15 protein-coding genes and 1 tRNA gene are annotated in these 21,714 nt (G+C 72.9%); 8 read left to right on the forward strand and 8 right to left on the reverse strand.

Going from position 1 to position 21,714, the window contains the following annotated elements; translation table 11 throughout:
• Positions 1 to 59 precede the first annotated feature (59 nt).
• The 3 genes from WME96_RS19355 (at position 60) to WME96_RS19365 (ending at position 3,537) form a co-directional block, all read left to right on the forward strand.
• The gene (locus tag WME96_RS19355) at positions 60 to 725 is read left to right on the forward strand and encodes a hypothetical protein (protein ID WP_437291583.1); all 666 of its coding nucleotides are present in this window, start codon (positions 60 to 62) and stop codon (positions 723 to 725) included.
• Positions 726 to 865: 140 nt separating this feature from the next.
• Positions 866 to 2,512, forward strand: a complete 1,647-nt coding sequence (locus WME96_RS19360) for a serine/threonine protein kinase (RefSeq protein WP_437291584.1) — start codon at positions 866 to 868, stop codon at positions 2,510 to 2,512.
• Positions 2,509 to 3,537, forward strand: a complete 1,029-nt coding sequence (locus WME96_RS19365; RefSeq protein ID WP_437291585.1) for a hypothetical protein — start codon at positions 2,509 to 2,511, stop codon at positions 3,535 to 3,537. Before WME96_RS19360 ends, WME96_RS19365 begins: the two co-directional genes overlap by 4 nt.
• Before the next feature lie 17 nt (positions 3,538 to 3,554).
• Here the strand turns inward: WME96_RS19365 and proS are convergent, their stop codons facing one another.
• Positions 3,555 to 5,111 (reverse strand): proline--tRNA ligase, encoded by a 1,557-nt coding sequence (gene proS, locus WME96_RS19370; protein WP_437291586.1) that lies wholly within the window; start codon positions 5,109 to 5,111, stop codon positions 3,555 to 3,557.
• Between the two features lie 300 nt (positions 5,112 to 5,411).
• On the opposite strand from proS, the gene WME96_RS19375 reads away from it, so the two are divergent.
• Positions 5,412 to 6,308: an isoaspartyl peptidase/L-asparaginase gene (locus WME96_RS19375; RefSeq protein WP_437291587.1), complete on the forward strand. Its 897-nt coding sequence runs from the start codon at positions 5,412 to 5,414 to the stop codon at positions 6,306 to 6,308.
• A 16-nt stretch (positions 6,309 to 6,324) separates the two neighbouring features.
• Positions 6,325 to 7,839 carry a phytoene desaturase family protein gene (locus tag WME96_RS19380; protein WP_437291588.1) on the forward strand — a complete coding sequence of 505 codons (1,515 nt, stop codon included), beginning with the start codon at positions 6,325 to 6,327 and terminating at the stop codon, positions 7,837 to 7,839.
• A 56-nt stretch (positions 7,840 to 7,895) separates the two neighbouring features.
• On the opposite strand, the gene WME96_RS19385 is transcribed toward WME96_RS19380, so the two are convergent.
• Both WME96_RS19385 and WME96_RS19390 read right to left on the reverse strand, forming a co-directional pair.
• Entirely contained in the window at positions 7,896 to 9,506 is a 1,611-nt protein-coding gene (locus WME96_RS19385) for a sigma 54-interacting transcriptional regulator (protein WP_437291589.1), read from the reverse strand.
• A gap of 350 nt (positions 9,507 to 9,856) precedes the next feature.
• Complete coding sequence (locus WME96_RS19390) at positions 9,857 to 10,849, reverse strand: hypothetical protein (RefSeq protein WP_437291590.1); 993 nt, start codon at positions 10,847 to 10,849, stop codon at positions 9,857 to 9,859.
• Between the two features lie 242 nt (positions 10,850 to 11,091).
• On the opposite strand from WME96_RS19390, the gene WME96_RS19395 reads away from it, so the two are divergent.
• Both WME96_RS19395 and murJ read left to right on the forward strand, forming a co-directional pair.
• The gene (locus WME96_RS19395) at positions 11,092 to 12,627 is read left to right on the forward strand and encodes an alkaline phosphatase family protein (RefSeq protein ID WP_437291591.1); all 1,536 of its coding nucleotides are present in this window, start codon (positions 11,092 to 11,094) and stop codon (positions 12,625 to 12,627) included.
• A 67-nt stretch (positions 12,628 to 12,694) separates the two neighbouring features.
• Positions 12,695 to 14,350, forward strand: a complete 1,656-nt coding sequence (murJ, locus tag WME96_RS19400) for a murein biosynthesis integral membrane protein MurJ (protein WP_437291592.1) — start codon at positions 12,695 to 12,697, stop codon at positions 14,348 to 14,350.
• Here murJ and WME96_RS19405 read toward each other — a convergent pair.
• The gene (locus WME96_RS19405; protein ID WP_437291593.1) at positions 14,319 to 14,933 is read right to left on the reverse strand and encodes a protein-tyrosine phosphatase family protein; all 615 of its coding nucleotides are present in this window, start codon (positions 14,931 to 14,933) and stop codon (positions 14,319 to 14,321) included. The two genes, murJ and WME96_RS19405, sit on opposite strands and share 32 nt — an antisense overlap.
• Before the next feature lie 152 nt (positions 14,934 to 15,085).
• Between WME96_RS19405 and WME96_RS19410 the strand changes: the two genes are divergently transcribed.
• The gene (locus WME96_RS19410) at positions 15,086 to 16,786 is read left to right on the forward strand and encodes a L,D-transpeptidase family protein (protein ID WP_437291594.1); all 1,701 of its coding nucleotides are present in this window, start codon (positions 15,086 to 15,088) and stop codon (positions 16,784 to 16,786) included.
• Between the two features lie 66 nt (positions 16,787 to 16,852).
• Here WME96_RS19410 and WME96_RS19415 read toward each other — a convergent pair.
• The 4 genes from WME96_RS19415 to WME96_RS19430 all read right to left on the reverse strand — a co-directional run bounded on the left by WME96_RS19415 (position 16,853) and on the right by WME96_RS19430 (position 21,713).
• Positions 16,853 to 16,929 (reverse strand) — tRNA-Met (locus tag WME96_RS19415).
• 92 nt (positions 16,930 to 17,021) lie between these two features.
• On the reverse strand, positions 17,022 to 18,413 hold the full coding sequence (locus WME96_RS19420; protein WP_437291595.1) for an energy transducer TonB: 1,392 nt from the start codon (positions 18,411 to 18,413) through the stop codon (positions 17,022 to 17,024).
• A 67-nt stretch (positions 18,414 to 18,480) separates the two neighbouring features.
• Positions 18,481 to 19,302: a TatD family hydrolase gene (locus tag WME96_RS19425; protein WP_437291596.1), complete on the reverse strand. Its 822-nt coding sequence runs from the start codon at positions 19,300 to 19,302 to the stop codon at positions 18,481 to 18,483.
• Between the two features lie 8 nt (positions 19,303 to 19,310).
• Entirely contained in the window at positions 19,311 to 21,713 is a 2,403-nt protein-coding gene (locus WME96_RS19430) for a PrkA family serine protein kinase (protein WP_437291597.1), read from the reverse strand.
• Between the last annotated feature and the right edge of the window lies 1 nt (position 21,714).

A 21,714-nucleotide genomic window follows, 5' to 3' on the forward strand; every position in this document is an offset into this window, starting at 1 on the left:
GCGCGCGAGGGCTTGCCGCGTGCGGTCGCTGTTCACCTTCCAGCGCATAGCCGTGCTAGATGAACGTCAAAGTGAACATGAACCTCACCACCCGTACACTCGCAGGCATCGCCTTGCTGGCACCCCTCGTCGTCGGTTGCGCCGCCCGCACGGCGCCGTTCGACGAGATGGACAAGGCGCAGATCACGGTGCTCCGCCTCCAGGGGCAGGAGCTGGCCCCGACGCCCGTGGCGACGACCGGTGCCCCCACCCTCATCCCCGGGATCCCGCCCGAGCTCCAGCAGATGGGGCAGGCCGCTCTCCAGGGGCTGCAGCAGGCGCTCCCCGGCCTCATCCCGCCCAACCTGATCCCGGGGCAGACGGCCGCGGCGCCGGTGCTGCCGGCGCAGCCCCGCTTCAAGAACTTCGTCATCCTCCAGCAGCGCCAGCTCACGACCAGCGACATGGACGAGGAGCTCAAGGACCAGATCCTGGACGTCTTCGGCGACGAGGACAGCTTCACGGCGGATCGCGGCAACTGCTTCTACCCTGGCCTCGGCATCTCCATGGTGCGGCCGAACAACCCCACGCCGGTCGATCTGCTCGTCTCCTTCTCGTGCAACCAGGCCATGGGAGACGGCTTCCGCTGGCCTTATGGGGTCAACGGCTTCTCGCCCGAGACCCACCAGAAGCTCAGCGAGATCTACCAGCAGCTCTGGGGACAGCCGGTCCCGCCCGGCGCCTGATCGCTCGACGCCGACGGAGCGCCTCCTGGGCGGCGCCTTCGTGAGCTTTATCACATAGCGTTACCGCGGGATCCGGATGCTAGACTTGCTCGAGCTGTCCGAGATCCCGCGGTTCGGTCAGGAGGGCGCCGCACGAAGCCATGATCCCCCAACCTGAGCTGTTGCCGGGAAAGGAGCTCGGGCACTACGAGCTCCTCCTGCCCATCGCCCAGGGGGGAATGGCCACGGTGTGGGCCGCGCGCCGCAAGGGTCTTCGCGGCTTCCAGAAGACAGTCGCCATCAAGACGATGCTGCCGTCGCTCTCGGACGACCCCCAGTTCGAGACGATGTTCCTCGAGGAAGCGCGGCTCGCCTCGGGGATCCACCACCCGAACGTCGCCGAGATCCTCGACCTCGGGGAGCAGAACGACGTCCTCTACATCGTGATGGAGTGGGTCGACGGCGAGGCGCTGTCGGTCATCGCGCGGGCAGCGAACAAGAGCGGCGTCGCCATCCCGCTGCGCGTCGCGCTCCGCATCCTCAGCCGCGCGTGCCTCGGCCTGCACGCCGCGCACGAGCTCCGGGACCCGCAGAACGACGACCTGCTGCTCGGGCTCGTGCACCGCGACGTGTCGCCCCAGAACATCCTCGTGACGTACGACGGCCACGTGAAGCTCGTGGACTTCGGCGTCGCGAAGGCGACGAACCGGGCGCACAACGACACGACGGCGGGACAGATCAAGGGCAAGGTGCCGTACATGTCCCCGGAGCAGGCGCGGGGCGAGCGGGTCGACCGGCGCACCGACATCTTCGCCATGGGGATCGTGCTCTACAAGCTGACGACGGGGGAGCACCCCTTCACTGCGGAGAACGACCTCCTCACGCTGAAGCAGATCATCTCCCGGCCAGCGCTGGCGCCTCGCCTGAAGAACCCGGACTTCCCGGCCGAGCTGGAGCACGTGCTGATGACGTGCCTGCAGAAGGATCCGGACCGCCGTTACCAAACGATGCTCGAGCTGGAGAGCGCGCTGGAGTCCGTGCTGGCGAAGGAGCCGCCGGTGACGGACCACGACGTCGGGGCCTTCGTGCGCGGGCTGCTCGGGGAGCGCAACCAGCGCCGGCGCGCCGCGCTCCGCGACACGGTCCGCGCGCTGGACGAGCGCGCTTCCCGCCCGCCCGAGGTGATGCTCGTTCGCGACAGCATCAGCGAGTTCTTCTTCACGCAGCCCCCCCCGGGCCACCCGAACGCCGACGCCCCCACGCTCCGCGCGAGCGCTCCCTCGCTCGGCCGGCAAGTGCTGCCCTCGCTGCCGCAGAGCTCGCCGGGCCAGGAGACGCCGCTCGGTCCGATCGAGGTACCGGCGTCGCGACGACGCTCAGGGACGCTCGTCGCCGCGGTGGCGCTCGCGCTCGTCGCGGTGGTCGGCGCGGGGGTGATGTGGATCTGGCGACCGTCGCCGCAGGAGGTCTCGTCCGAGCAGATCATCATGCTCGCCGGCAGCGCGGCCGCGGTGGCAGCTGCCGCGACGACCGGCGCCCCGGCGAGCTCGGCCGGCACCGCCCCGGCCATGGCGAGCAGCGTCGGCGCGGGCGCCGCGCCGTCTCCCGAGACGAGCGACGTCGCCGCTCCCGAGGAGCCCGGGACGAACGCGCCGCCGCAAGCGGCCGGGCGCGCGCCTGCGGCCGCGAGCGCCGCCGCGCCGAGCGCGACCGCCGCCGGATCGAGCGCGGCGGGCGCGCGCAGGGCAACCCCGCGCAAACCTCCCTCGACGAAGTGGGTCCCGACCGTGACCAACCCCGGATTTTGAGCGGCCGCAGCGCGCGGCAGCTCCGCGACGCGCTCCTTCTGGCGGCGAGCGTCGGCGTCGTCGGCGGTGTGCTGTTGCTACGCCGGAGCAACGCGCCCGGCGCGTCGCCTGCCCCGCCAGCGGCGAGCGCGCCCGTGGAGCCGTCGCCTCTGCCGAGGGGCGGCGAGCCCGAGCGCGTGGCGCTCGACGAGCAGGAAGCGCAGGCAGGATGCGACTTCGCCGACCACGGCTTCGGCGCCTACGAGCGCTGGCGTCCCCTCCCGCTGGGCAGGCTCCTCGTCCCGCCAGCGCGCGCGATCCGGGCGGACGGCGGCTACGACCTCCTCGTGCACTTCCACGGCGCGGAGCCCGTGCGCAAGCAGCTCGCCCCCAGGGACCTCGGGCTGGTCATCGCGGGCGTCGACCTGGGGACCCGATCGAGCGAGTACGCGCGCGCCCTCGAGGGCGGCGGCTGGGATGCGCTCCTCCAGGCGATCGACCGCGAGGTCGCGAGCGCCGCCGAGGTCGCAGGCGCGCGCGCGCGCCGCCTGGCGGTGTCGTCCTGGAGCGCTGGCTCCGGCGCGATCGGCAGGATCATCGAGCGCGGGAGCGACCCGATCGACGCGTTGATCCTGCTCGACTCGCTCTACGGCTCGTACATGCCCGGGCAGACGTCGCTCGTGCAGGGGCAGCTCGCCCCGTACGTCGCCCTGGCCGGCGCCGCCGCGCGCGGGGCGCCGCTCTTTTACCTGACGCACAGCGAGATCCCTACCAGCGGGTACGCGTCGACGAGGGAGGTCGCCACGTTCCTGCTGAGCGAGCTCGGGGCGAGCCCGATCGCGGTCACCGCCAGCGGAGATGGCCCCCCCTCGGGCACCCCCGGCCCCGGCGAGGCAGGCGACGCGCTGCGGCTCACCCGGATGTACGACGGCGGCAGCCTCTACGTGCGCGGCTACGCCGGGGATGGCCCCGGCGGACACTGCGCGCAGCTGCGGCTGCTCCCCGCGATCCTCGCCGAGCACGTGCTGCCTGCGTTCGGCCGCTGAGCCGCGCTCGTCGCGGCTCAGTAGGACTTCGCGAACACCACCCGCCGCGGGCTCGGCTTGCCGGTGAAGATGCACTGCCCCTCGCCGGTCAACGCGTCGGCCCACGGCGCCCCTTCGAACCCGCCGGTCGGGATGCAGCGGATGGTCACCTTGTGCGCGTCCTTCACCGCCGCCTCGATCTCGGGATCGCCGGACCAGTGCGCCAGCGCGAACCCCCCTTGGGACTCCTTGTCCCCCTTCGACGCGAAGAACGCGTCGAAATCAGCGCGGCTGTTGATCACGTGCGTGTTCGCGTCGCGCATCGCGAGCGCGCGGCCGTAGAGCGCCGCCTGGATGTCGCCGAGGATCTCGGTGATGCGCCCGGTGATCTCCGCGCGCGCCATGCTCGACTTGTCCTTCGGCGAGCGGTCCCTGCGCGCCACCATGGCCACGCCGCCGTCGACGTCGCGCGGGCCGATCTCGATCCGGAGGGGGACGCCCTTCTTCACCCACTCCCACTGCTTGTCGCCGCCGCGGATGTCGCGCCGATCGATCTCGACCTCGACGCGCCGCTCGCCGAAGCGTTGCGCGCGGAGCTCCTTCGCGAGCCCCTCGATGTACTCGTCCACCTTGGCCCGCGTGTCATCGCCCCGGTACACGGGCAGGATGACGACGTGCGCGGGCGCGAGGCGCGGCGGGAGCACCAGGCCGTCGTCGTCGCTGTGGGTCATGATGAGCCCGCCGACGAGGCGCGTCGACACGCCCCAGGACGTCGTCCAGGCGTACTCCTCGGTCTCCTCCTTGGTCTGGAACTTGATGCCGCTCGCCCGCGCGAAGTTCTGCCCGAGGAAGTGGCTCGTTCCGGCCTGCAGGGCCTTCCGGTCCTGCATCATCGCCTCGATCGCGTAGGTGTCGACCGCGCCGGGGAAGCGCTCGCTCGCGGTCTTCGGCCCCTCGAGGACGGGCATCGCCAGGAAGTCGCGCGCGAACGTCGCGTAGACGCCGAGCATGCGCAGCGTCTCCTCGCGCGCCTCGGCCTCGCTCGCGTGCGCGGTGTGCCCCTCCTGCCAGAGGAACTCCGCCGTCCGCAGGAACAGGCGCGTGCGCAGCTCCCAGCGCACGACGTTCGCCCACTGGTTGATCAGCAAGGGCAGGTCCCGGTAGCTCTGGACCCAGCTCGCGAACGCCGCGCCGATGATCGTCTCTGACGTGGGGCGCACGATGAGCGGCTCCTCCAGCCGGGCCTGGGGATCGGGGATGAGCCCGCCGCCGGGACCGGGCACGAGCCGGTGGTGGGTGACCACGGCGCACTCCTTCGCGAACCCCTCGACGTGCTCGGCCTCCTTCTCGAGGAACGACTTCGGGATGAACAGCGGGAAGTACGCGTTCTTGTGCCCGGTCGCCTTGAACATGCTGTCGAGCTCGCGCTGGATGTTCTCCCAGATCGCGTAACCCCACGGCTTGATGACCATGCAGCCGCGGACCGGCGAGCTCTCCGCGAGGTCGGCCGCGCGCACGACCTGCTGGTACCACTCCGGGTAGTCCTCGTTGCGCGTGGGCGTGATGGCGGTCTTGGGCGCTTCGTTCTTGGCCACGGTCTCTGCTCTCCTCGCTGGGCGGCTTCGCAGGGGCGGCCTTCGATGCGGCCGCGCTCGTCGTGGAGCGGTCGGGCGGCTGGCGCCGGCCCCGCTCCAGGGCTGAGCGCGCGACGTATCAGGAGCGTGGCAGGGTGTCGAGCGCAGCGGCCCAGCCCGGCATCCGGCGCCTCCCCGCTGCATCGGGCCGCGCCCTCCGCATCCGTCGCGGCCATCGCGCTTCCCGCGTCCCCGGCGCCGAGGCGGCGCGCCCGGCCGGCTTCGCGGCGGCGCGCGGCCATGGTACGCGCAGGGACACGAGTGAAGTACGTCATCCTCACGCACGGCGGGGTGACCGCGCCCCAGACCGGGCCGGAGAGCTGCGCCAGGGCCGCAGACGACGCGCTCGGCGCGCTCGACGCGGGCGGAGAGGCGCTCGCCGCGGCGATCGCGGCGACCGCGCGCCTGGAGGACGATCCGCGCTTCAACGCAGGGACGGGCTCGAACCTCCGCCTCGACGGGCGGACGATCGAGATGGATGCGGCCGTGATGGCCAGCGATGGACGGTTCGGCGCCGTCGCGTGCGTCGAGCGGGTGAAGAACCCCGTCCTCGTCGCCGCGAAGGTGCTGGAGACGCCGCACCTGCTCCTCGCCGGCGCCGGGGCGACCGCGTTCGCGCGCCGGCTCGGGTTCGCCGACCACGATCCGGTCACGGAGGAGGCGCGCGAGCGGCACGCCCGCGCCCTCGCGACGCTGCGCGGAGACGGCGGGGACGGCGAGCACACGGACGACGCGGCGCGGTTCCACGCGCTCACCGCGAAGCGGTTCTGGAACTTCGACGCCGAGCCGATCGAGTGTGACACGGTCGGGGCCGTCGTCCGCGACGCGCACGGCCGCTTCGCCGCTGCGGCGTCGACGGGCGGGTCCACCTACGCGCTCCGCGGCCGCGTGGGGGACGTGCCGCTGATGGGCGCAGGGATCTACGCCGGCCCGCACGGGGCCGTGGCGGCGACCGGGATCGGCGAGGAGATCGCGCGGCGGCTGCTCGCGCGGACGGTCTACGACTGGCTCGCCGACGGCGTCGCGCCCGCCCGCGCCGCGCAGCGCGGCGTCGCGATGTTCCCCGACGTGATCGCGATCGGCGTGCTGGTCGTGGGGAGGAGCGGCCAGGCGATCGCCTCGAACCGCAACATGCCGAGCGCGCAGCTCGTGGGCTGAGGAACCGCAGACGACGATGCAGAGCCGAGATCCTGACGCGATCGTGGTGGGGGCGGGGCCGAACGGCCTCACGACGGCGGCGTACCTCGCCCGCGCCGGCTTCTCGGTGCTCGTGCTCGAGGCCGAGCAGGAGCCGGGCGGCGCGGTGCGCACGCGCGAGGTGACGCTCCCGGGGTTCCACCACGATCTCGGCGCGGCGTTCTTCCCGTTTGGCCAGACGAGCCCCGCGCTGCTGCCGCTCGATCTCCCGGGGGCCGGCCTCGTCTGGCGGCACGCGCCGGTCGACAGCGCCCACCCGGCGCCCGACGGGACCTGCGCCTCGATCGCGCGCGACGTCGAGGCGACCGTGCGATCGCTCGGCGAGGACGGCACCACGTGGCGCCGGATCGCCGGCTGGCACGCGGCCACGCGGGAGCGATTGCTGAACGCGCTCCTGTCCACGCCGCCCGCCCTCGGCTCGATGCTCCGCTTCGGGCCGCTCAACCTGCTCCGCCTCGCGCAGGTGGCGCTCTCGAGCGGCCGCGGCTTCTCGACGCGCACCTTCCGGACCGAGGCGGCCCGGCGCGTGATCCCCGGCCTCGCGCTCCACACCGACGTGGGCCCGGAAGATCCCTGCGGGGCGATCGTCGGCTTCATGCTCACGCTGCTCGCCTCGAGCGGCGGCTTCGCCGTGCCCGAGGGCGGCGCCGGCGCGTTCACGCGCGCCCTGCTCCGGCGCGTCGAGGAGCGCGGAGGCACCCTCCGCTGCGGCGCCCGGGTCGAGAAGATCATCGCCAGGGAAGGACGGGCGGCCGCGGTCCGGCTCGCGGACGGCGAGGAGATCACCGCCCGCCACGCGATCGTCGCCGACGTCGCCGCGCCGACGCTCTACCTGCGCCTGCTCGACGCGGAGCTCGTCCCCGCCCGGGTCCAGCGCGCCATGCGCCGGTTCCGCCAGGGGTTCGGCACGTTCAAGATGGACTGGGCGCTCGACGGCCCGGCGCCGTGGTCGCACGAGGACGCCGCGCGCTCGGCCGTCGTGCACGCGGGCGACAGCCTCGACGATCTCGCCGAGTTCACGCGGCAGGTGCGCGCCGGCGTGCTCCCCGAGCACCCCTACCTCGTGATCGGGCAGCAGTCGCTCGCCGATCCGACGCGCGCGCCGGCTGGACGGCACACGCTCTATGCCTACTCGCGCGTCCCCTCCTCCATCGACGGCGGCTGGGCGGCCTCGCGCGAGCGCTTCGCCGATCGCATCGAGGCGCGGATCGAGGAGCTCGCCCCCGGCTTCCGGCAGCGGATCCTCGCCCGGGCGATCTGGGCGCCGGACGATCTGGAGGCGATGGACGCGAACCTGATCGGCGGCGATCTCGGCGGGGGCTCCGCCGACATCCGACATCAGCTCTTCTTCCGGCCGGTGTTCCCCTACTTCCGCTACCGAACGCCCGTCCGTGGCCTGTACCTGGGCTCGTCGTATGCGCACCCCGGCGCCGGGGTCCACGGCGCGTGCGGGCGCAACGCCGCCCTGGCGGTGCTGCAGGACGAAGGCTGACGAGGGCCGAGACGCCCGGCCACCGCGGCGCGCGCCCGCCGCCCCGTTCCTGGGCCTTACTTCGAGCGTGACGGCGGGCCGTCCCGGTAGTCCGAGCGCTTCAGGCCGTGGGTGGCGATCTTCTCCTGCAGCGTGCGCAGCGGCATCCTGAGCCGCCGCGCCGCCATCGCCAGGTTGCCGTTGGTGGCGCGCAGGGCGTCGAGGATGATCTCGGCCTCCAGGCGGTCCATCTGCGCTTTCAGCCCGATCATCGGCCCGGAGCCGGGCGTCGCCATCTCCACGAGCGGGCGGTCAGGCGGCGGCGTGGAGCGCTTGCGCGCCGGGGCGGCCTGGATGCTCTCCGGCAGGTCGAGCGGCGTGATGACGTTCCCCCTGGCGATGACGACGGCGCGCTCGATGGCGCTGCGCAGCTCGCGCACGTTGCCGGGCCAGGGGTACTGCTCCAGCAGACCGAGCGTCTCCGGGTCGAGCGACCGCACGTTCCGGCGGTGGACCTCGTTCGCCTGCCGGAGGAAGCGCTGCGCCAGCGGCGCGATGTCCTCGCGCCGCTCGCAGAGCGGCGGGATGCGCAGCGGCACCGCGTTGAGCCGGTAGAGCAGGTCGGAGCGGAACGCGCCCGCCTCGCACATCGCCTCGAGGTCGCGGTACGTGGTCGCGACGATCCGCACGTCTACCTCGATCTCCCTGGCCGACCCGACGCGGACCACGCGACCGGTGTCGAGGAAGCGCAGCAGCGCGGCCTGCAAGGAGGGCGGGAGGTCGCCCACCTCGTCGAGCACCACGGTGCCGCCCGAGCACGTCTCGAAGACGCCCTCCTGGGCCCGGTTGGCGCCGGGGAGGGCGTCGGGCTCATGGCCGAAGAGCGTGCTCTCCAGGAGCTGCGCGGGAACGCCGCTGCACCCGATGCGGATCATCTGCTTCTTGTGGCGCGGGCCTGCCTCGTGGATCAGCCGCGCGAGCACGTCCTTGCCCGTCCCGGTCTCGCCCTGGACCAGCACGGGCGCCGCCGAGCGCGCCAGGCGCATGGCGGTCTCGAGCACCGGCCGCATCGCCGGGCTTCGCATCACGAGCCCCTCGTCGTTGACCCCGCGCAGCCCGCCCGCCGGCGTCGGCCCGCCCATGAGGTCGTCGACGTTCGGCAGCTTCCTCCGCTCCGAGCCGACGCGCCGCGCGTCCAGCGCGTCGATGTCGAGCACCGGCAGCTCGGCGCTCGCGATCACGCGCAGCGACGCCGTGATCTCCCCGAGCACCACCTCGTCGCCGGGCTTCAAGACGCCTTGCTCGACGCGCTGCCCGCTCAGGAAAGTGCCGTTCGTGGAGCCGAGATCCTCGATGAGCACATCGCCGCGCTGGAACGTGAAGCGCGCGTGGCGCCGCGACAGGCTGCGCTCGGGGATCGCGACGTCGGCGGTTGGATCGCGGCCGATGACGACCCCCACGCCCTCGTTGAGCCGCACTGTCTCGGCGCCGCGCCGGTGGTAGATGATGAGCAGCACGTGCGGCTGCGTCCCGCGATCGCGGCTGAGCTGCTTCAGCGCGTCGCGGACCTGCGACATGGCGACCGGGTCCGTCTCGGAGAGCTGCGACTCGAGCTGGACCTCCTGCGCGGCGGGGTCGTCGGTCGACGCAAATGGAGGCGGGGCCGGAGCTTCCTGCGGCGAGTCCACCTCCGCATGCCCCTCATCAGGCGCGCCCGGCCCGCGGACGTCCGGCGACGGAAGACTCCTCGGAGCGGCCGGACGCGAGTGATTCATACGTTCTCTCTCATGCGCCCGAGGGGTCCCCGGCGCCGGATGCTGGGTCGCGAGCCCTGCTCGCGCTCATCCTTTATCTCATGACCATATGCCGTAGGTGGGCCATCGTGCAAGGCGCGAGCAGCCGGCCGTCGCGCGCCCGCTTCGTCCGCGTCGAGCGCGTCGCCCGTGTTGATCGCGTGGGTCGCGGCTCTTTCTCTTCGGTTTCAGAAGTGTGGTGCCAGCGTGGAGCTCTCCCTGCTGCGCGCCGCGCGGCGCTCTGCTCAGGCGCCGCGTGAGACCTGCTGACCGGAGCCGGGGGCTCGACCGGAGGCCGCGGCCGACGCCTCGGCGCGGCAGTGCGCGTCGAAGCGCGAGCACGGGGCGTCCTCGAGGGGCGGGAGCGCCGCATAGCCGCGGGGGCCGGCGATCTCGTTGAAGCAGCGCCCGAGCCAGCCCGGGATCACGAGCGCGTAGGTGCGCGCGAGCCGCCTGGGATCGTCCAGCGTGCGCAGCATCGCCTGGTAGGTGACCTCACCGTAGGCTGCCTTGAAGGCGGCCGCCTGCTCGGGACGCGCTACCCAGCTCATGACGCCTGCGCGATCCGCCTCCGGATGGAACTGGACCGCCTCGACGCCCGGCGCCACGTGCAGGCCGAGGATCGCCCGGCCCTTGGAGACGCCGTCCCGGCTCTCGCGAGCGAGGAGCTGGCCTCCGAGGGAACCCAGCCGGCGCTCGTCGAGGTTCACCGCCTCCCAGTTGCGGTGCTCGAAGGCGAAGAGTCGATCGCCGAACGGAGACAGCAGCGGGTGTTGCTGGCCACAGGGGGTCGTGTAGATGGGCATGACGCCGAACTTGCGATCGGCGCGCGGCACGACGTCGGCCAGCCGGTAGAGATGGACGACGAGCTCGAACGAGTAGCAGATCGCGAAGAGCGCTCGCCGGTCCGCGCCCCCGCGGATCGACGACTCGACCACGCCGTCCACCAGGCGCCCGAAGTCGAGCATCCAGGGCTCGCCCTCCCCGTCGAACGGCGAGCCGGGGCCCCCCGAGGACAGGTAGAGATCGCAGTCCGCGGGGATGGGAGCGTTGGTGTCGCGGGGCGATACCTCGACGACCTCGCAGACCACACCCGGATTGTGCGTCTGGACACGTTCGAAGAACGCCGCGGCGAGCCCGCGCAGGCAGCGCATTGCCTGGTTCACGTGGCCATTGTTCATGTCCACGATGCACAGCCGCAGCGGCCGCGGCGGCCGGCCGTTCGCGACGGCGTTCATCCCGGCGGGCGTAGGTGGGAGCGTGTTTGAGCTCATCGGAAGGTGACAGAGTTCAGATGTAGACCCCCGCGATTTCTACTCATACCACCCGCTCGACCCCGCGAAAAGAAAGGTTTTCCCGGCAACGCACAGGCACGTGCCGGGCGTGCTCATGTGTCGCCAAGGTATCGCCAGGTACCGTTGAGCCGAAATGGCACCAAAAGTCCTTCCGCGGCCCCGCGTTCCTGAGGATCCTGTGTGTGATGAAAAAACGGAACGTGTCGCCCCGTGATCCTCTGACTCGCCGCCACGTGCTGACGGGGCTCGGCGCGGCGCTCGGCGCCGCCACGTTCGGGTGCAGCGCCACGGAAAACGCGACGATGCGCGAGAACGCCGCGTCCAGCGCGGGCCACTCGGGAGGGAACGGCGGCGCTGGAGGAGCGGGCGGTTCAGGGGGCTCGGGCGGCGCCGGAGGAGCAGGCGGCCCGGGACAGGCGGGCGACGGCGGCGCGGGCGGCGCTCCCGCGGATCGGTGCGCGGAGACGCTGGGCCTGAGCCCGGCAGAGCTGCTGGCCCCCATCAGCACGATCGTCGTCCTGTGCATGGAGAACCGCTCCTTCGATCACTACCTCGGCTCGCTGCTGCTCAAGGAAGGCCGGCAGATTGACGGCCTCACAGGGAGGGAGTCGAACCTCGCGCTCGACGGAGCGCTGGTCTCGCCCTTCGAGCTCGACACCTTCACGCCCGCCGATCCGCCGCACAGCTGGGACGCGGCCCACGCGCAGTGGAATCAAGGGGGCAACGACGGGTTCGTCGCCGCTCACGCAGGGCCTCACCAGCGCGACGTGATGGGGTATCACGTGCGGGAGCATCTGCCGATCCTCTACGCGCTCGCGGACGCGTCGGCGGTCTGCGATCGCTGGTTCTGCTCGGTGCTGGGACCGACCTGGCCAAACCGGTTCTTCCTGCACGGCGCCACGTCGCGGGGCGTCTCGAGGAACGTGCCGGTCACGGGGTTCACGAGCGTGTTCGAGCTGCTGAGCGACGCAGGGCTCTCGAGCAGGAACTACTACCATGACGTGCCTTGGTGCTCGGGCGCGTACTTCAGGTTCAAGGGCGTCTCCGGGATCGAGCGCTTCTTCGAGGACGCGGCCGCGGGGCTCCTCCCAGCGTTCTCCATCATCGACCCCCAGTTCTTCGGCGCCGCCGCGAACGACGATCACCCCGATCACGACGTTCAGCTCGGGCAGGTGCTCATGGCCAGCATCTACAACGCGCTCGCGAGGAGCCCGCAGTGGGGCCAGTGCCTGTTCGTGGTCACCTACGACGAGCACGGGGGCTTCTTCGATCATGTCGCGCCGCCCACGACGATGGACGACGATCCGCTGTTCTCTCAGCTCGGGTTCCGGGTCCCGTCGATCGTCGCGGGGCCGTTCGTCCGGAGGGGCTGCGCGGTGAGCACGATGCTCGACCACGCGTCCGTCATCCGCACGCTCGAGGCGCGCTTCGGCATCCCCTCGCTGAACGCGCGCTCCGCCGGGGCGAACGATCTCTCGTGCTGCATCGACCCGGCGCTCCTCCGTGACCCGCAGCCGCCGATCCTCCTGCCCGAGGTCGAGATCTCCCTGTCGCAGCTCCGGGCGCGGGCCGAGACGGGGATCTCCCAGCCGGAGCTGTGGGAGGCGGCCGAGCGCGGGATCATCCCGCGGCACCTGGATCGCCGGCGCGAGGGGCCGGACATCGCGCGTCGGGCGCTGGCGAACGCGGAGCGGCTCGGCGCGGCGAGGATCAGGGACTGATCGGCCCGCCGCCGCGCCGCGGGCGCCGAGGTCGCCCGGGGGCGGGAGGTCTGATAGAAGCGCCGCCGTGCCGCCCGATCTCGCTCCGCCCGCCGCCGTGAAGGCAGGCACCACACCGGCGACCGCAGCCTCGGGCGCCTCCGGGGCGGCCGGCGCGAGCCCGCCCGCCGCCCGGCAGGAGGCGGCGCCCAGCGCGGCGCGGTCGTCGGCGATGGTCACCGCCGGGATCATCCTCTCGCGGCTGGTCGGGCTCCTCCGCCAGCGGGTGACGGCGCACTTCTTCGGGACCTCCGAGCTCGCCGACGTGCTCGCCGCGGCGTTCCGCGCGGGGAACATCACCCAGAACCTCCTCGGCGAGGGGACGCTCTCCGCGACCTTCATCCCCGTCTACGCCCGCCTCAGGGCGGCCGGCGACGCGCGCCGCGCCGCGCATTTCGCGCTGTCCGCGCTCGGGCTGCTGCTCGTCGCCGCCGTGGCGGCGTCGGCCCTCGGCGTGCTGGCGGCGCCGTGGCTGTCGTTCCTGGTCGCGGCGGGGTTCAGCGAGGAGAAGCTCGCCAGCACGACCCGGATCGTCCGGATCGTCTTCCCGATGACCGGCCTGCTCGTGCTGTCGGCGTGGGGGCTCGGCGTGCTGAACGCGCACCGGCGGTTCTTCCTCCCCTACGCCGCGCCGGTCGCGTGGAGCGCCGCCCAGATCGCGGGGCTGCTCGTGTGCGGGGCGTGGCTCGGGATGCGCGGGGAGCCGCTCGCCGAGGCGCTCGCGTGGAGCGCGTTCGCCGGCGCCGCGCTGCAGCTCGCGCTGCTGCTCCCGTCGGCGCGCTCGCTCCTCGGGGGGCTGACGCCGCGCCTCGACGCGCGCGACCCGAGCGTCCGCGAGGCCGGCGGGAAGCTGCCCGCGGCGCTGCTCGGACGCGGGATCATCCAGGTCTCCGGCCTCGTCGACACGCTGCTCGTGAGCTTCCTCGGCACCGGCGCGAACGCGGCCTTCAACTACGCGCAGACGGTCTACCTCCTGCCGATGAGCATCCTCGGCACCGGGGAGGCCGCGGTGGCGCTGCCCGAGATGGCGCGCGACACAGCCGAGGCGGACGTCGCGCGGCGCAACGAGGCGATGTCGCGCCGGCTCGGGGCGTCGCTCGCGCGGATCACGGTGTTGACCGTGCCGACGACGGCCGTGTTCATGCTGCTCGGGCGGGAGCTCATCACGCTGCTGCTGCAGACCGGGACGTTCGACCGCGCGTCGACGGCGCGGGTCGAGCCGCTCGTGTGCGCCTACGGGCTCGCGCTGCTCGGCAACGCCGCGGGGCGCGTGCTGATCACCGCCTGCTTCGCGCTGGGGGACACGAGGACGCCGGCTCGCTACGCGCTCTACCGGGTGCTGGTCAGCACCGGGCTCGCGCTGCTCCTGATGCAGCGGCTCGACGTGCTCGGCGTGGTGCTCGGCGCCGTCATCGCCGGATGGGTCGAGGCGATCGCCCTCGCCCGCCGCGTGCGGCGCGAGATCGGCGGGCTCGGGCTGGATCAGATCCGGATCGGCCGCGTCGCCGCGCTCACAGCGGTGTCGGTCGGCAGCGGCGTGGCGCTCCGGGCCGCGCTGCCGGACGCGCTCGCCGCCACGCCGTGGGGCGCCGCGCTCATCCTCGCGACGTGCGGCGGCGCCTTCGCCGCCGCGGCGCCCGCGCTGGGGCTCTTCAGCCTGAGGTCTCTCCTGCGCAGGAGGTGATCGCGGGCGGCGCCGTGCGCGCGTGGACTCCCTCCTGCACGCGGTGCCAGGCGACGTAGCGCTCCACGAACTCGCGCTGCACCGCGCGCAGCGCGACGCGCGGGCGCTGCCGCTTGAGCAGGGCGATCGCCTCGCCGACCTCGAGGTCGCCGTGCGTCGCGAGGTAGCACAGCGCGAGCGTGACGCTCCTGCCCACGCCGCTCGCGCAGTGGACGTGGACGCGATGGCCCGCGCCGATGTGGCGCTCGATGAAGGCCACGCCGCGCGCGGCCTCCTCGATCGTGGGCGCGCACATGTCCCAGCACGGGACGCGCAGGTACTCGACGCCCGCGGCGCGCAGCGCGAGCACAGGATCGTAGAGCTCGCGGGACACGTTGATCACGGCGCGGACGCCGAGGCGGCGCAGCTCGGCGACGTCGCCGGGCAGCAGGAACCCGCCCACGAGGAGGTTCGGGTTCACCCAGGTGCGCCACGCATGCCGCGGTCGGAACGACGCCGTAGCGCGGCGCAGCGCCAGGAAACCATAGAAAATCACGGCATACGGCACGAGCACGAGCAACACCAGCGCGGGGCGGAGGCGCACGCACCTCTCATGGAGTCGACGCGCGCGCGGCGCCAGCGGCCGGGCGGCGCTTGCGCCCGGCCGCTGGCGCCGCGCGCGCGGCGCCTCGCGCACCACGCGGACGGGGCCTGCGAACTTGGCCCGTGTCGCGCAAGTCGGGCATGCGTGGACCGATGCCGCTCGCCTCCACGCCGACGGATCTCGGCCGGCCCGCCTCAGCTCCGGAGCTCCGTGCGCCGCTGCCCAGCGCGCCGCGATGCGCCGACGGCCGCACCGGCTCACGCATCGCGTGCTCCGGGCGGCTCGCCGGCCTGGCGGCCGCGCTGATCATCTCCGGGTGCAAGGCGGCAGACGCGGCGGTGGAGCTGTCGAAAGGGGCAGGCAGCGACGACGGCGCGCTTCAGGTCCCCGCGCTTCCAGCGGATGGCCCCAGGCTCGTCGCGTTGCGGGCCGGGACGCCCGTGCTCGCGCGTCCGCAGGCAGGCGCGCGCAAGCTGGGCGAGCTCTATCCAGGCGCCGCCGTCGTGCGGTCCTCGGAGCCGTATGGACGCGAAGGGTGCAGCGGAGGCTGGTACGCGATCCGCCCCCGCGGCTTCGTCTGCGCAGGCGACGGCGCGACGCTGCGCACCGAGCTGCTCTCGGTCTTGCCGGCGCCGCCCGACATGTCGCGACCCCTCCCCTATCGCTACGGGCGCGCGCGGACCCAGGGCGCTCCGGCGTACGTCGGGGTGCCGAGCCGCGAGGAGCTGCGCCACGCCGAGCCGGATCTCGATCGCCACCTCGAGCGCGTGCAGCGCAGCGAAACGCAGCTCGGCGCGTCAGCGAACGACGTCCCGCTGGACACGCGCGGCGTCGCCTCGGGGCCGCCGGTGCTGCTGCCGGGAGGCGACGGCATCGGCGAGGACGGGCGGAGGACCGAGGCCGGGTACTTCCTCTTGCCGACCGCCGACGCGATCGCGCCGCTGCCTCCCCTCGCGGCGCTCGGCATCGCGCTCGGCGCGAAGGACAGCGCACGCGTCGATCTGCGCTCCGCGCTCAAGGCGGCGCCGCTGCGCAAGGGCAGCGGCGTCGCGATCACCCGCACCTTCACGACGGGCGAGACCGACGGTCGCAGGCTCGGCGCGACGCCGGACGGCCGGCTCATCCCGGTCGACCGGCTACAGGCGGCGCTCGGTTCGACGTGGCACGGCCTCGACGTCGAGCAGCTCGGGCTGCCTGTGGCGTTCATCCATCGGCACGACGTCAACACGTGGTCGCTCGGCCGCGGCAAGGCGAGCCCCAACGAGGAAGAGCTCGAGCGGCGCACGGGCGTGCCGCTCACGGGGAAGTTCAGGACAGTGGGCGGCGTGCGCTTCGAGGAGGCGCGCGACGGCTTCTGGCTGCGCGCTCAGGACCTCGTCGTCATCGTGCGCCGCACCCGGTTCCCCGACTTCGCCAAGGGATCGCAGCGCTGGATCGACGTCAGCCTGGCGAACCAGACGCTGACCGCCTACGAGGGGCAGAAGCCGATCTACGCGACCCTGATCTCGTCCGGGCGCGATCAGCTCCGCGACCCCGGATCGAGCGCGTCCACGGCGCGCGGCACGTTCCGGGTGCGGAGCAAGCATGTGACGCGCAACATCGATCCGCGCGAGGTCGCCGACAGCTTCGACGTCGCCGACGCCCCGTGGGTGATCGACTTCGCGCCGGGGCACGCGATGACCGGCATGTACTGGAGCGCCGGCGTCGGTGAAGCGCAGGGCTTCCACGACATCGCCATGACGCCGATCGACGCGCGGCGCCTCTTCCTGTGGACCGAGCCGCAGGTCCCCGAGGGCTGGCACGCCGTGTACAGCGGCAACGACGAGGGAACCCTCGTTCACGTCCGACCTTGATGAGCCCATCGCGATCGCTGGTCCCTTGCGGGAGCCAGCGGTCGACGGTCACCATTTCACCATTTCTGGTGCCGAAGGAGGGAATCGAACCCCCGACCCGGCGCGTATGAAACGCCTGCTCTAGCCAGCTGAGCTACTTCGGCAGAAGCGAGGGCGGACTAGTACCGCTCTGTTCCTACACTGTCAAGCGGCGTTTCGCGCGCCGCGACGAGCGGACGACGCGCATGGGGAGGGCTCATCGATCCTCGATCCCGCGCGCGGGGCGCTTCGGCAGGACCGCGGGGTTCCTCGCCTCGAACGGCATCGACCAGCGGAAGATCTCGCCGAGCTCGGGGGGCACCGGTGGGTACGGCGCGCCTCGCAGCACCGCGCGCCGGCAGTTCTCATCGAACTCGGGGATGCCGCTCGGGCGCGTCACCGACGCGCTGCCCACGGTCCCGTCCGCGCGGATCACAAACGTCACGATCACCGTCCCCTGAAGCCCCTCGCCTGCGGCCCACTTGGGGAAAGCGTCGGCCCAGAGCGGGTGAAGCTTGGCCATGACCTGCCGCATGTAGAGGCTGCGCCGCCGGTCGAGCGGGTCGTTGTCGAGCAGCCGGCCGCGCCCCGAGCCGAGCGCGCTGGAGCGCGCCCCGGGACCCGCGACGCCCCCCGAGCCCGTCGCCCCCGGCCCTGCCTCGCCTCCCGGGCCGAGCCCGCGCGCGCCTCCGGCCGTGCTCGCGTGGACGAGCGACTGGATCGCGGTCGCCACCTCCTGATCGCTGTCCAGGGTGTCGTTGGGGCGCCCGGCGGCGTCGGCGGGGACGGAGGGCGTGCCCACCGCGACCATCGGCCGCGCCAGCGGGATCGCCGCGCTGTCCCGGTGATCGCCGCCGGGCCGCCCGTCGCGCACGCCGAGGCCCGCGGACGCGCGCTCGCCCCCTTCCGTGGCGCCGCCTGCGACGCGCGGGCTCGCTCCCACGGGCGCGGTCGCGCCGGGCGCACCGGCCGCGCTCTCGACGCCCGCCGGCCTCGCAGCAGCGCCGATCGCGCTGCCCAGGCGCTCGGGCGCGCCGCGATCGCGCGCCCCGACGGAGGGATCGCGCTCGGCCGGCGCGCGCCGCTCGGCCCGGCTGCCGGCACGACCGCCCGCGAGGAACGTGAGCTCCATGGGCTCTCGGCTCGCTCGCCAGTCCTCGCGCGAGGCGCGCCGGGACGACGAGCGGACGCGCTGTATCTGGCTCCTGTCGAGGCGCGAACGGACCTCGGGCGACAGGAAGGTCGCGTCGTCCCTGTCGGCGAGGTTCAGCGCGGGAAGCGCGGCCGCGTCCGTTCCGCCGCGGCCGCGCGCGCCCGTGTCCGGCCGCGCCGCGCCCTCCCCGCCTCCCCGGGCGAGGCTCGCGGGCCGCTCGGGCGCCGCTGCGGCCGCGCTGTCGAGCGTGCCATCGGAGACCACCGGCAGATCGATCTCGATCGGCGCGCTCACCGCGGCCGGCGCCAGGGCCGTTCGCGCGACAGCCACCTCTCGCGCCGAGAGCGAACCCGCGACGATCAGCGCGCCGGCGCCGAGGAGCCCTGCGTGGGCCGCGACGGAGAGCGCCCACGCGGAGGCGATCCGGCGGCCGTCGTCGCGAGACCTCTGCGCCATCGTGCTGTCACTATGCCTCGAGACGTGCGTGACGCGAGCCCAGAGCCGCGGGCCGCGCGGACCGGTCTCAGCGGGCAGTCACGTCGGGCGCGTCGGACGCAGCAGGCGCAGCGGCCTCCGGGAGCCGCAGCCGCCGGCGGGTGTTCTCCGCGGTGCGCGCGGCGAGCGCCTCGAACGGTTCGCCGCGAAGCTCGGCGACGAAGCGCGCCGTGTGCAGCACGTGCCCCGGCTCGCAGCGCTTCCCCCGGAACGGCACGGGCGCGAGGTAGGGGCTGTCGGTCTCGACCAGGATCCGGTCCCCAGGGGCCCACGCCGCGACATCCTGGATCGCGCGCGCGGTCTTGAAGGTAACGATGCCCGAAAACGAGAGGTCGAAGTCGAGCGCGAGCGCGCGCTCGGCGAACGCGCGATCCTCGGAGAAGCAGTGGATGATGCCCCCCACGTCGCTCGCCCCTGCGCGCTCCAGGATCTCGAGCGTGTCCTCGGGCGCCTCGCGCGTGTGGATGACGATCGGCTTCTTCACCTGCCGCGCGAGGGCGACGAGGTCGGCGAAGACACGCTGCTGTGTGTCCTTCGGCGAGTGCATGTAGTGATAGTCGAGGCCGATCTCGCCGACGGCCACGACCTCGGGGCGGCGCGCGAGCACCTCGAGGTCGGCGAGCATCGTGTCGTCGACGGCGGAGGCGTCGTGCGGGTGGACGCCGACCGCGGCGTGGACGTCGGCGCGCCGCGCCGCGAGGTCCGCGGCGAAGCGCGCCGCAGAGAGGTCGGCGTCGACGCCGACCACCACGAACGCGTCGACGCCGGCGGCCCGCGCGCGATCGAGGACGGCGTCCGCCCCCTCGCGGAAGTGCCGCGGATCGACGTGGCAGTGCGAGTCGATGATCATGCTTTGCTTCAGGTGACGAGCTCCGCGAACCGGGCGCGGAGCAGCGCGCTCGCGGCGTCGAGCGCGCAGCGGTCGCAGTAACCCATGCCGCGCAGCCGCTCCAGGGCGCGCGTCGCGTTCCGGCGCTCCTCCTCGCGCAGCTCGCCCCAGCCCTTCTCGGGCTTGCCGTCGCCCTGCGCGTCGCGGAGGAGCGCGACGAGGTCGCGGACGAGCAGCGCCACGCCCTTGCGCCGCTCTGTGAACACCGCCTCCCGCAGCTTGCGGATCTGCTGCGGGAACACGACCGCGTTCACGATCTTCTGGCCGGGGTGGTCGATGGCCCACGCCGCGATCGCCGAGATCAGACCGCGGCGGTGGTCGTCGTGCTTCGTGCGGACCCCGAGCAGCGCCTCCACCTCGCGCATCATGCGCTCGTCCGGGTTCTCGAAGTCGCCTGTGTGCGGGTTCCTGATCTTCTCCCCCTTCACCCAGACACCGACGTGGGAGATGTACCGATCGAACAGCTCGGCGTAGCGCGTCTCGTCGACGAGGCCGCTGGCCGTCCGCATCTCCTCCTCGATCGTGTCGAGCAGGCGCGTGCGCACGACCTCGCGGAAGAGCCGGTGATCGTGGTAGCCGCCCGCGAGCTGCTTCTCCTTGAGCCAGTCGTACTCCGCCTGCCGCTTGCAGAGCGCGTCGAGCTCCGACAGCACGGCGAACGGCGAGAGGCAGGCGTGATCGGCGCTCTGCGCCGCGTCGAGCAGGAGCGTCCGCACCTCGCGCGGCGAGACGCCGAGCCGCCCCTCGAAGTCCACCGACGCGTCGCTCTCGTGGTAGATGGCCTCGATGCCCGCGCGCAGGACCTTCTGCGCCTCGGCGTCGAACCGCTCCGGCGCCGTGCCCGTCGCGAACAGCTCCATCTTCTCGACGGCGGTGAGGCTCGAGACGAGCGGCGCGAGCGCGTCGGGGTACCGCTTCGCCTCCGGCTGCCGCATGCGCGTGAGCACGGCGAACTGCGCGGCGACGCGCGTCGCGTGCGGGGCGACGTGGCGGGTCACGAACGGGACGATCTGCGTGTCGTAGATCGTCTGCTCGTCGACGTAGCTCCGGAGGTACGGCGCGCGCAGGAGCTCGAAGCGCCCGCGGAAGCTCGGGAACTCCGGGTGCTCGCGGAAGGCGTTGAGGTGCACGTCATTGGCGCTGCCGATCATGACGACGTTCGTCTGCAACGTCTGCTGCGGCAGGCTGACCTCGCCCGTCTCCAGCGTGAGCTGCAGGTAACGGAACGCGTCGAGCGGACGCTTCAAGAGATCGCTGAACTCGAGCACACCGCCGGCGGCCTCGATGAGCTCGCCGTGCGCCTCGAACAGCGTCGTCGCCTGGAGCGACGTCGGGAGCGACGCGAGCGAGCGATCCGCCGTGATCTGCCGCTCGCCGGCGTCCACCGAGAGCTCCGGCCCGATCGTGACGGCGCCGACGCGGTAGCGCCGCGAGATGAAGTACCGCTCGACCTGGACGTGCCGCAGCGTCTCGACCAGCGAACCGCCGCTCGCCACGAGCAGGGCCTCGAAGACCTGCTGGTTCTTGTGCGAGAGCTTGCCGCTCATCAGCCACTCGGGCGGAGGCTCCGTCGCGCCGGCGTCCTCGTAGAGCTTGAGGATGAGCGCCCGGCGCTCACGCACGGGGAGCAGGAACAGCGGATGGTCCCTGAGCTCGATCACGAGCCGGGCGTCGATCTGATCGTCGCCGAGGTGCGCGTAGCTCGTCCCGTCCGCGGCGCTCGCCTTCACGTCGCCGCCGAAGCCGATCGAGCCGCGCATCGTCTTGCGGCTCGGGAACACCCAGTGGAAGCGGTACACGGCGCCCTCGTCGAGCGTCGAGTAATGCTCCAGGGCGCGCAGGATGCAGCCGGCCAGCGTGCTCTTCGCCGAGCCGTTCGGCCCGTGCATCAGGACGAGCCGGTTGGCCCTGCCCTCGCGCACGAAGTTGCAGAGCACCCGGTAGACCTCCGCCTGGAGCTCCTCGTGGCCGATCAGCGCGAAGTCGCGGCCGTGGTAGGGGGCCGCGGCGGTCGCGCGCTGCTGCGCCGGCTCGTTCACCGGCAGCTCCCACGGTAAATCGAAGAGCTGGAAGCGGGTCAGCTCTCCCCAGGGCTTCTTGATCGTCCGCGTGCCGAAGTGATCGAACATGTCGCGGACGTAGCGGGCCGCGTCACGCCCGAACCGGACCGGATTGGAGGCGAAGAGCTCCAGGAACTGCTGGAAAGAGAGGACCCGCTGCTCCTCGTTGAAGCGCCGGGCCATCGAGGACGCGATGGCGTCGAGCTCGGAGAGGGCCTTCCGGGCCCTCTCGGCTGCGCTGCCTTGGACTGTCTGGCTGGGGCCAACCGCGTCGGGCTGGCCCTCCCGGCGACCGGAGGTGTCGTTGTTCACG

Source organism: Sorangium sp. So ce406 (genome assembly GCF_051474675.1).
In the GTDB taxonomy this organism is placed as follows: domain Bacteria; phylum Myxococcota_A; class Polyangia; order Polyangiales; family Polyangiaceae; genus Sorangium; species Sorangium cellulosum_G.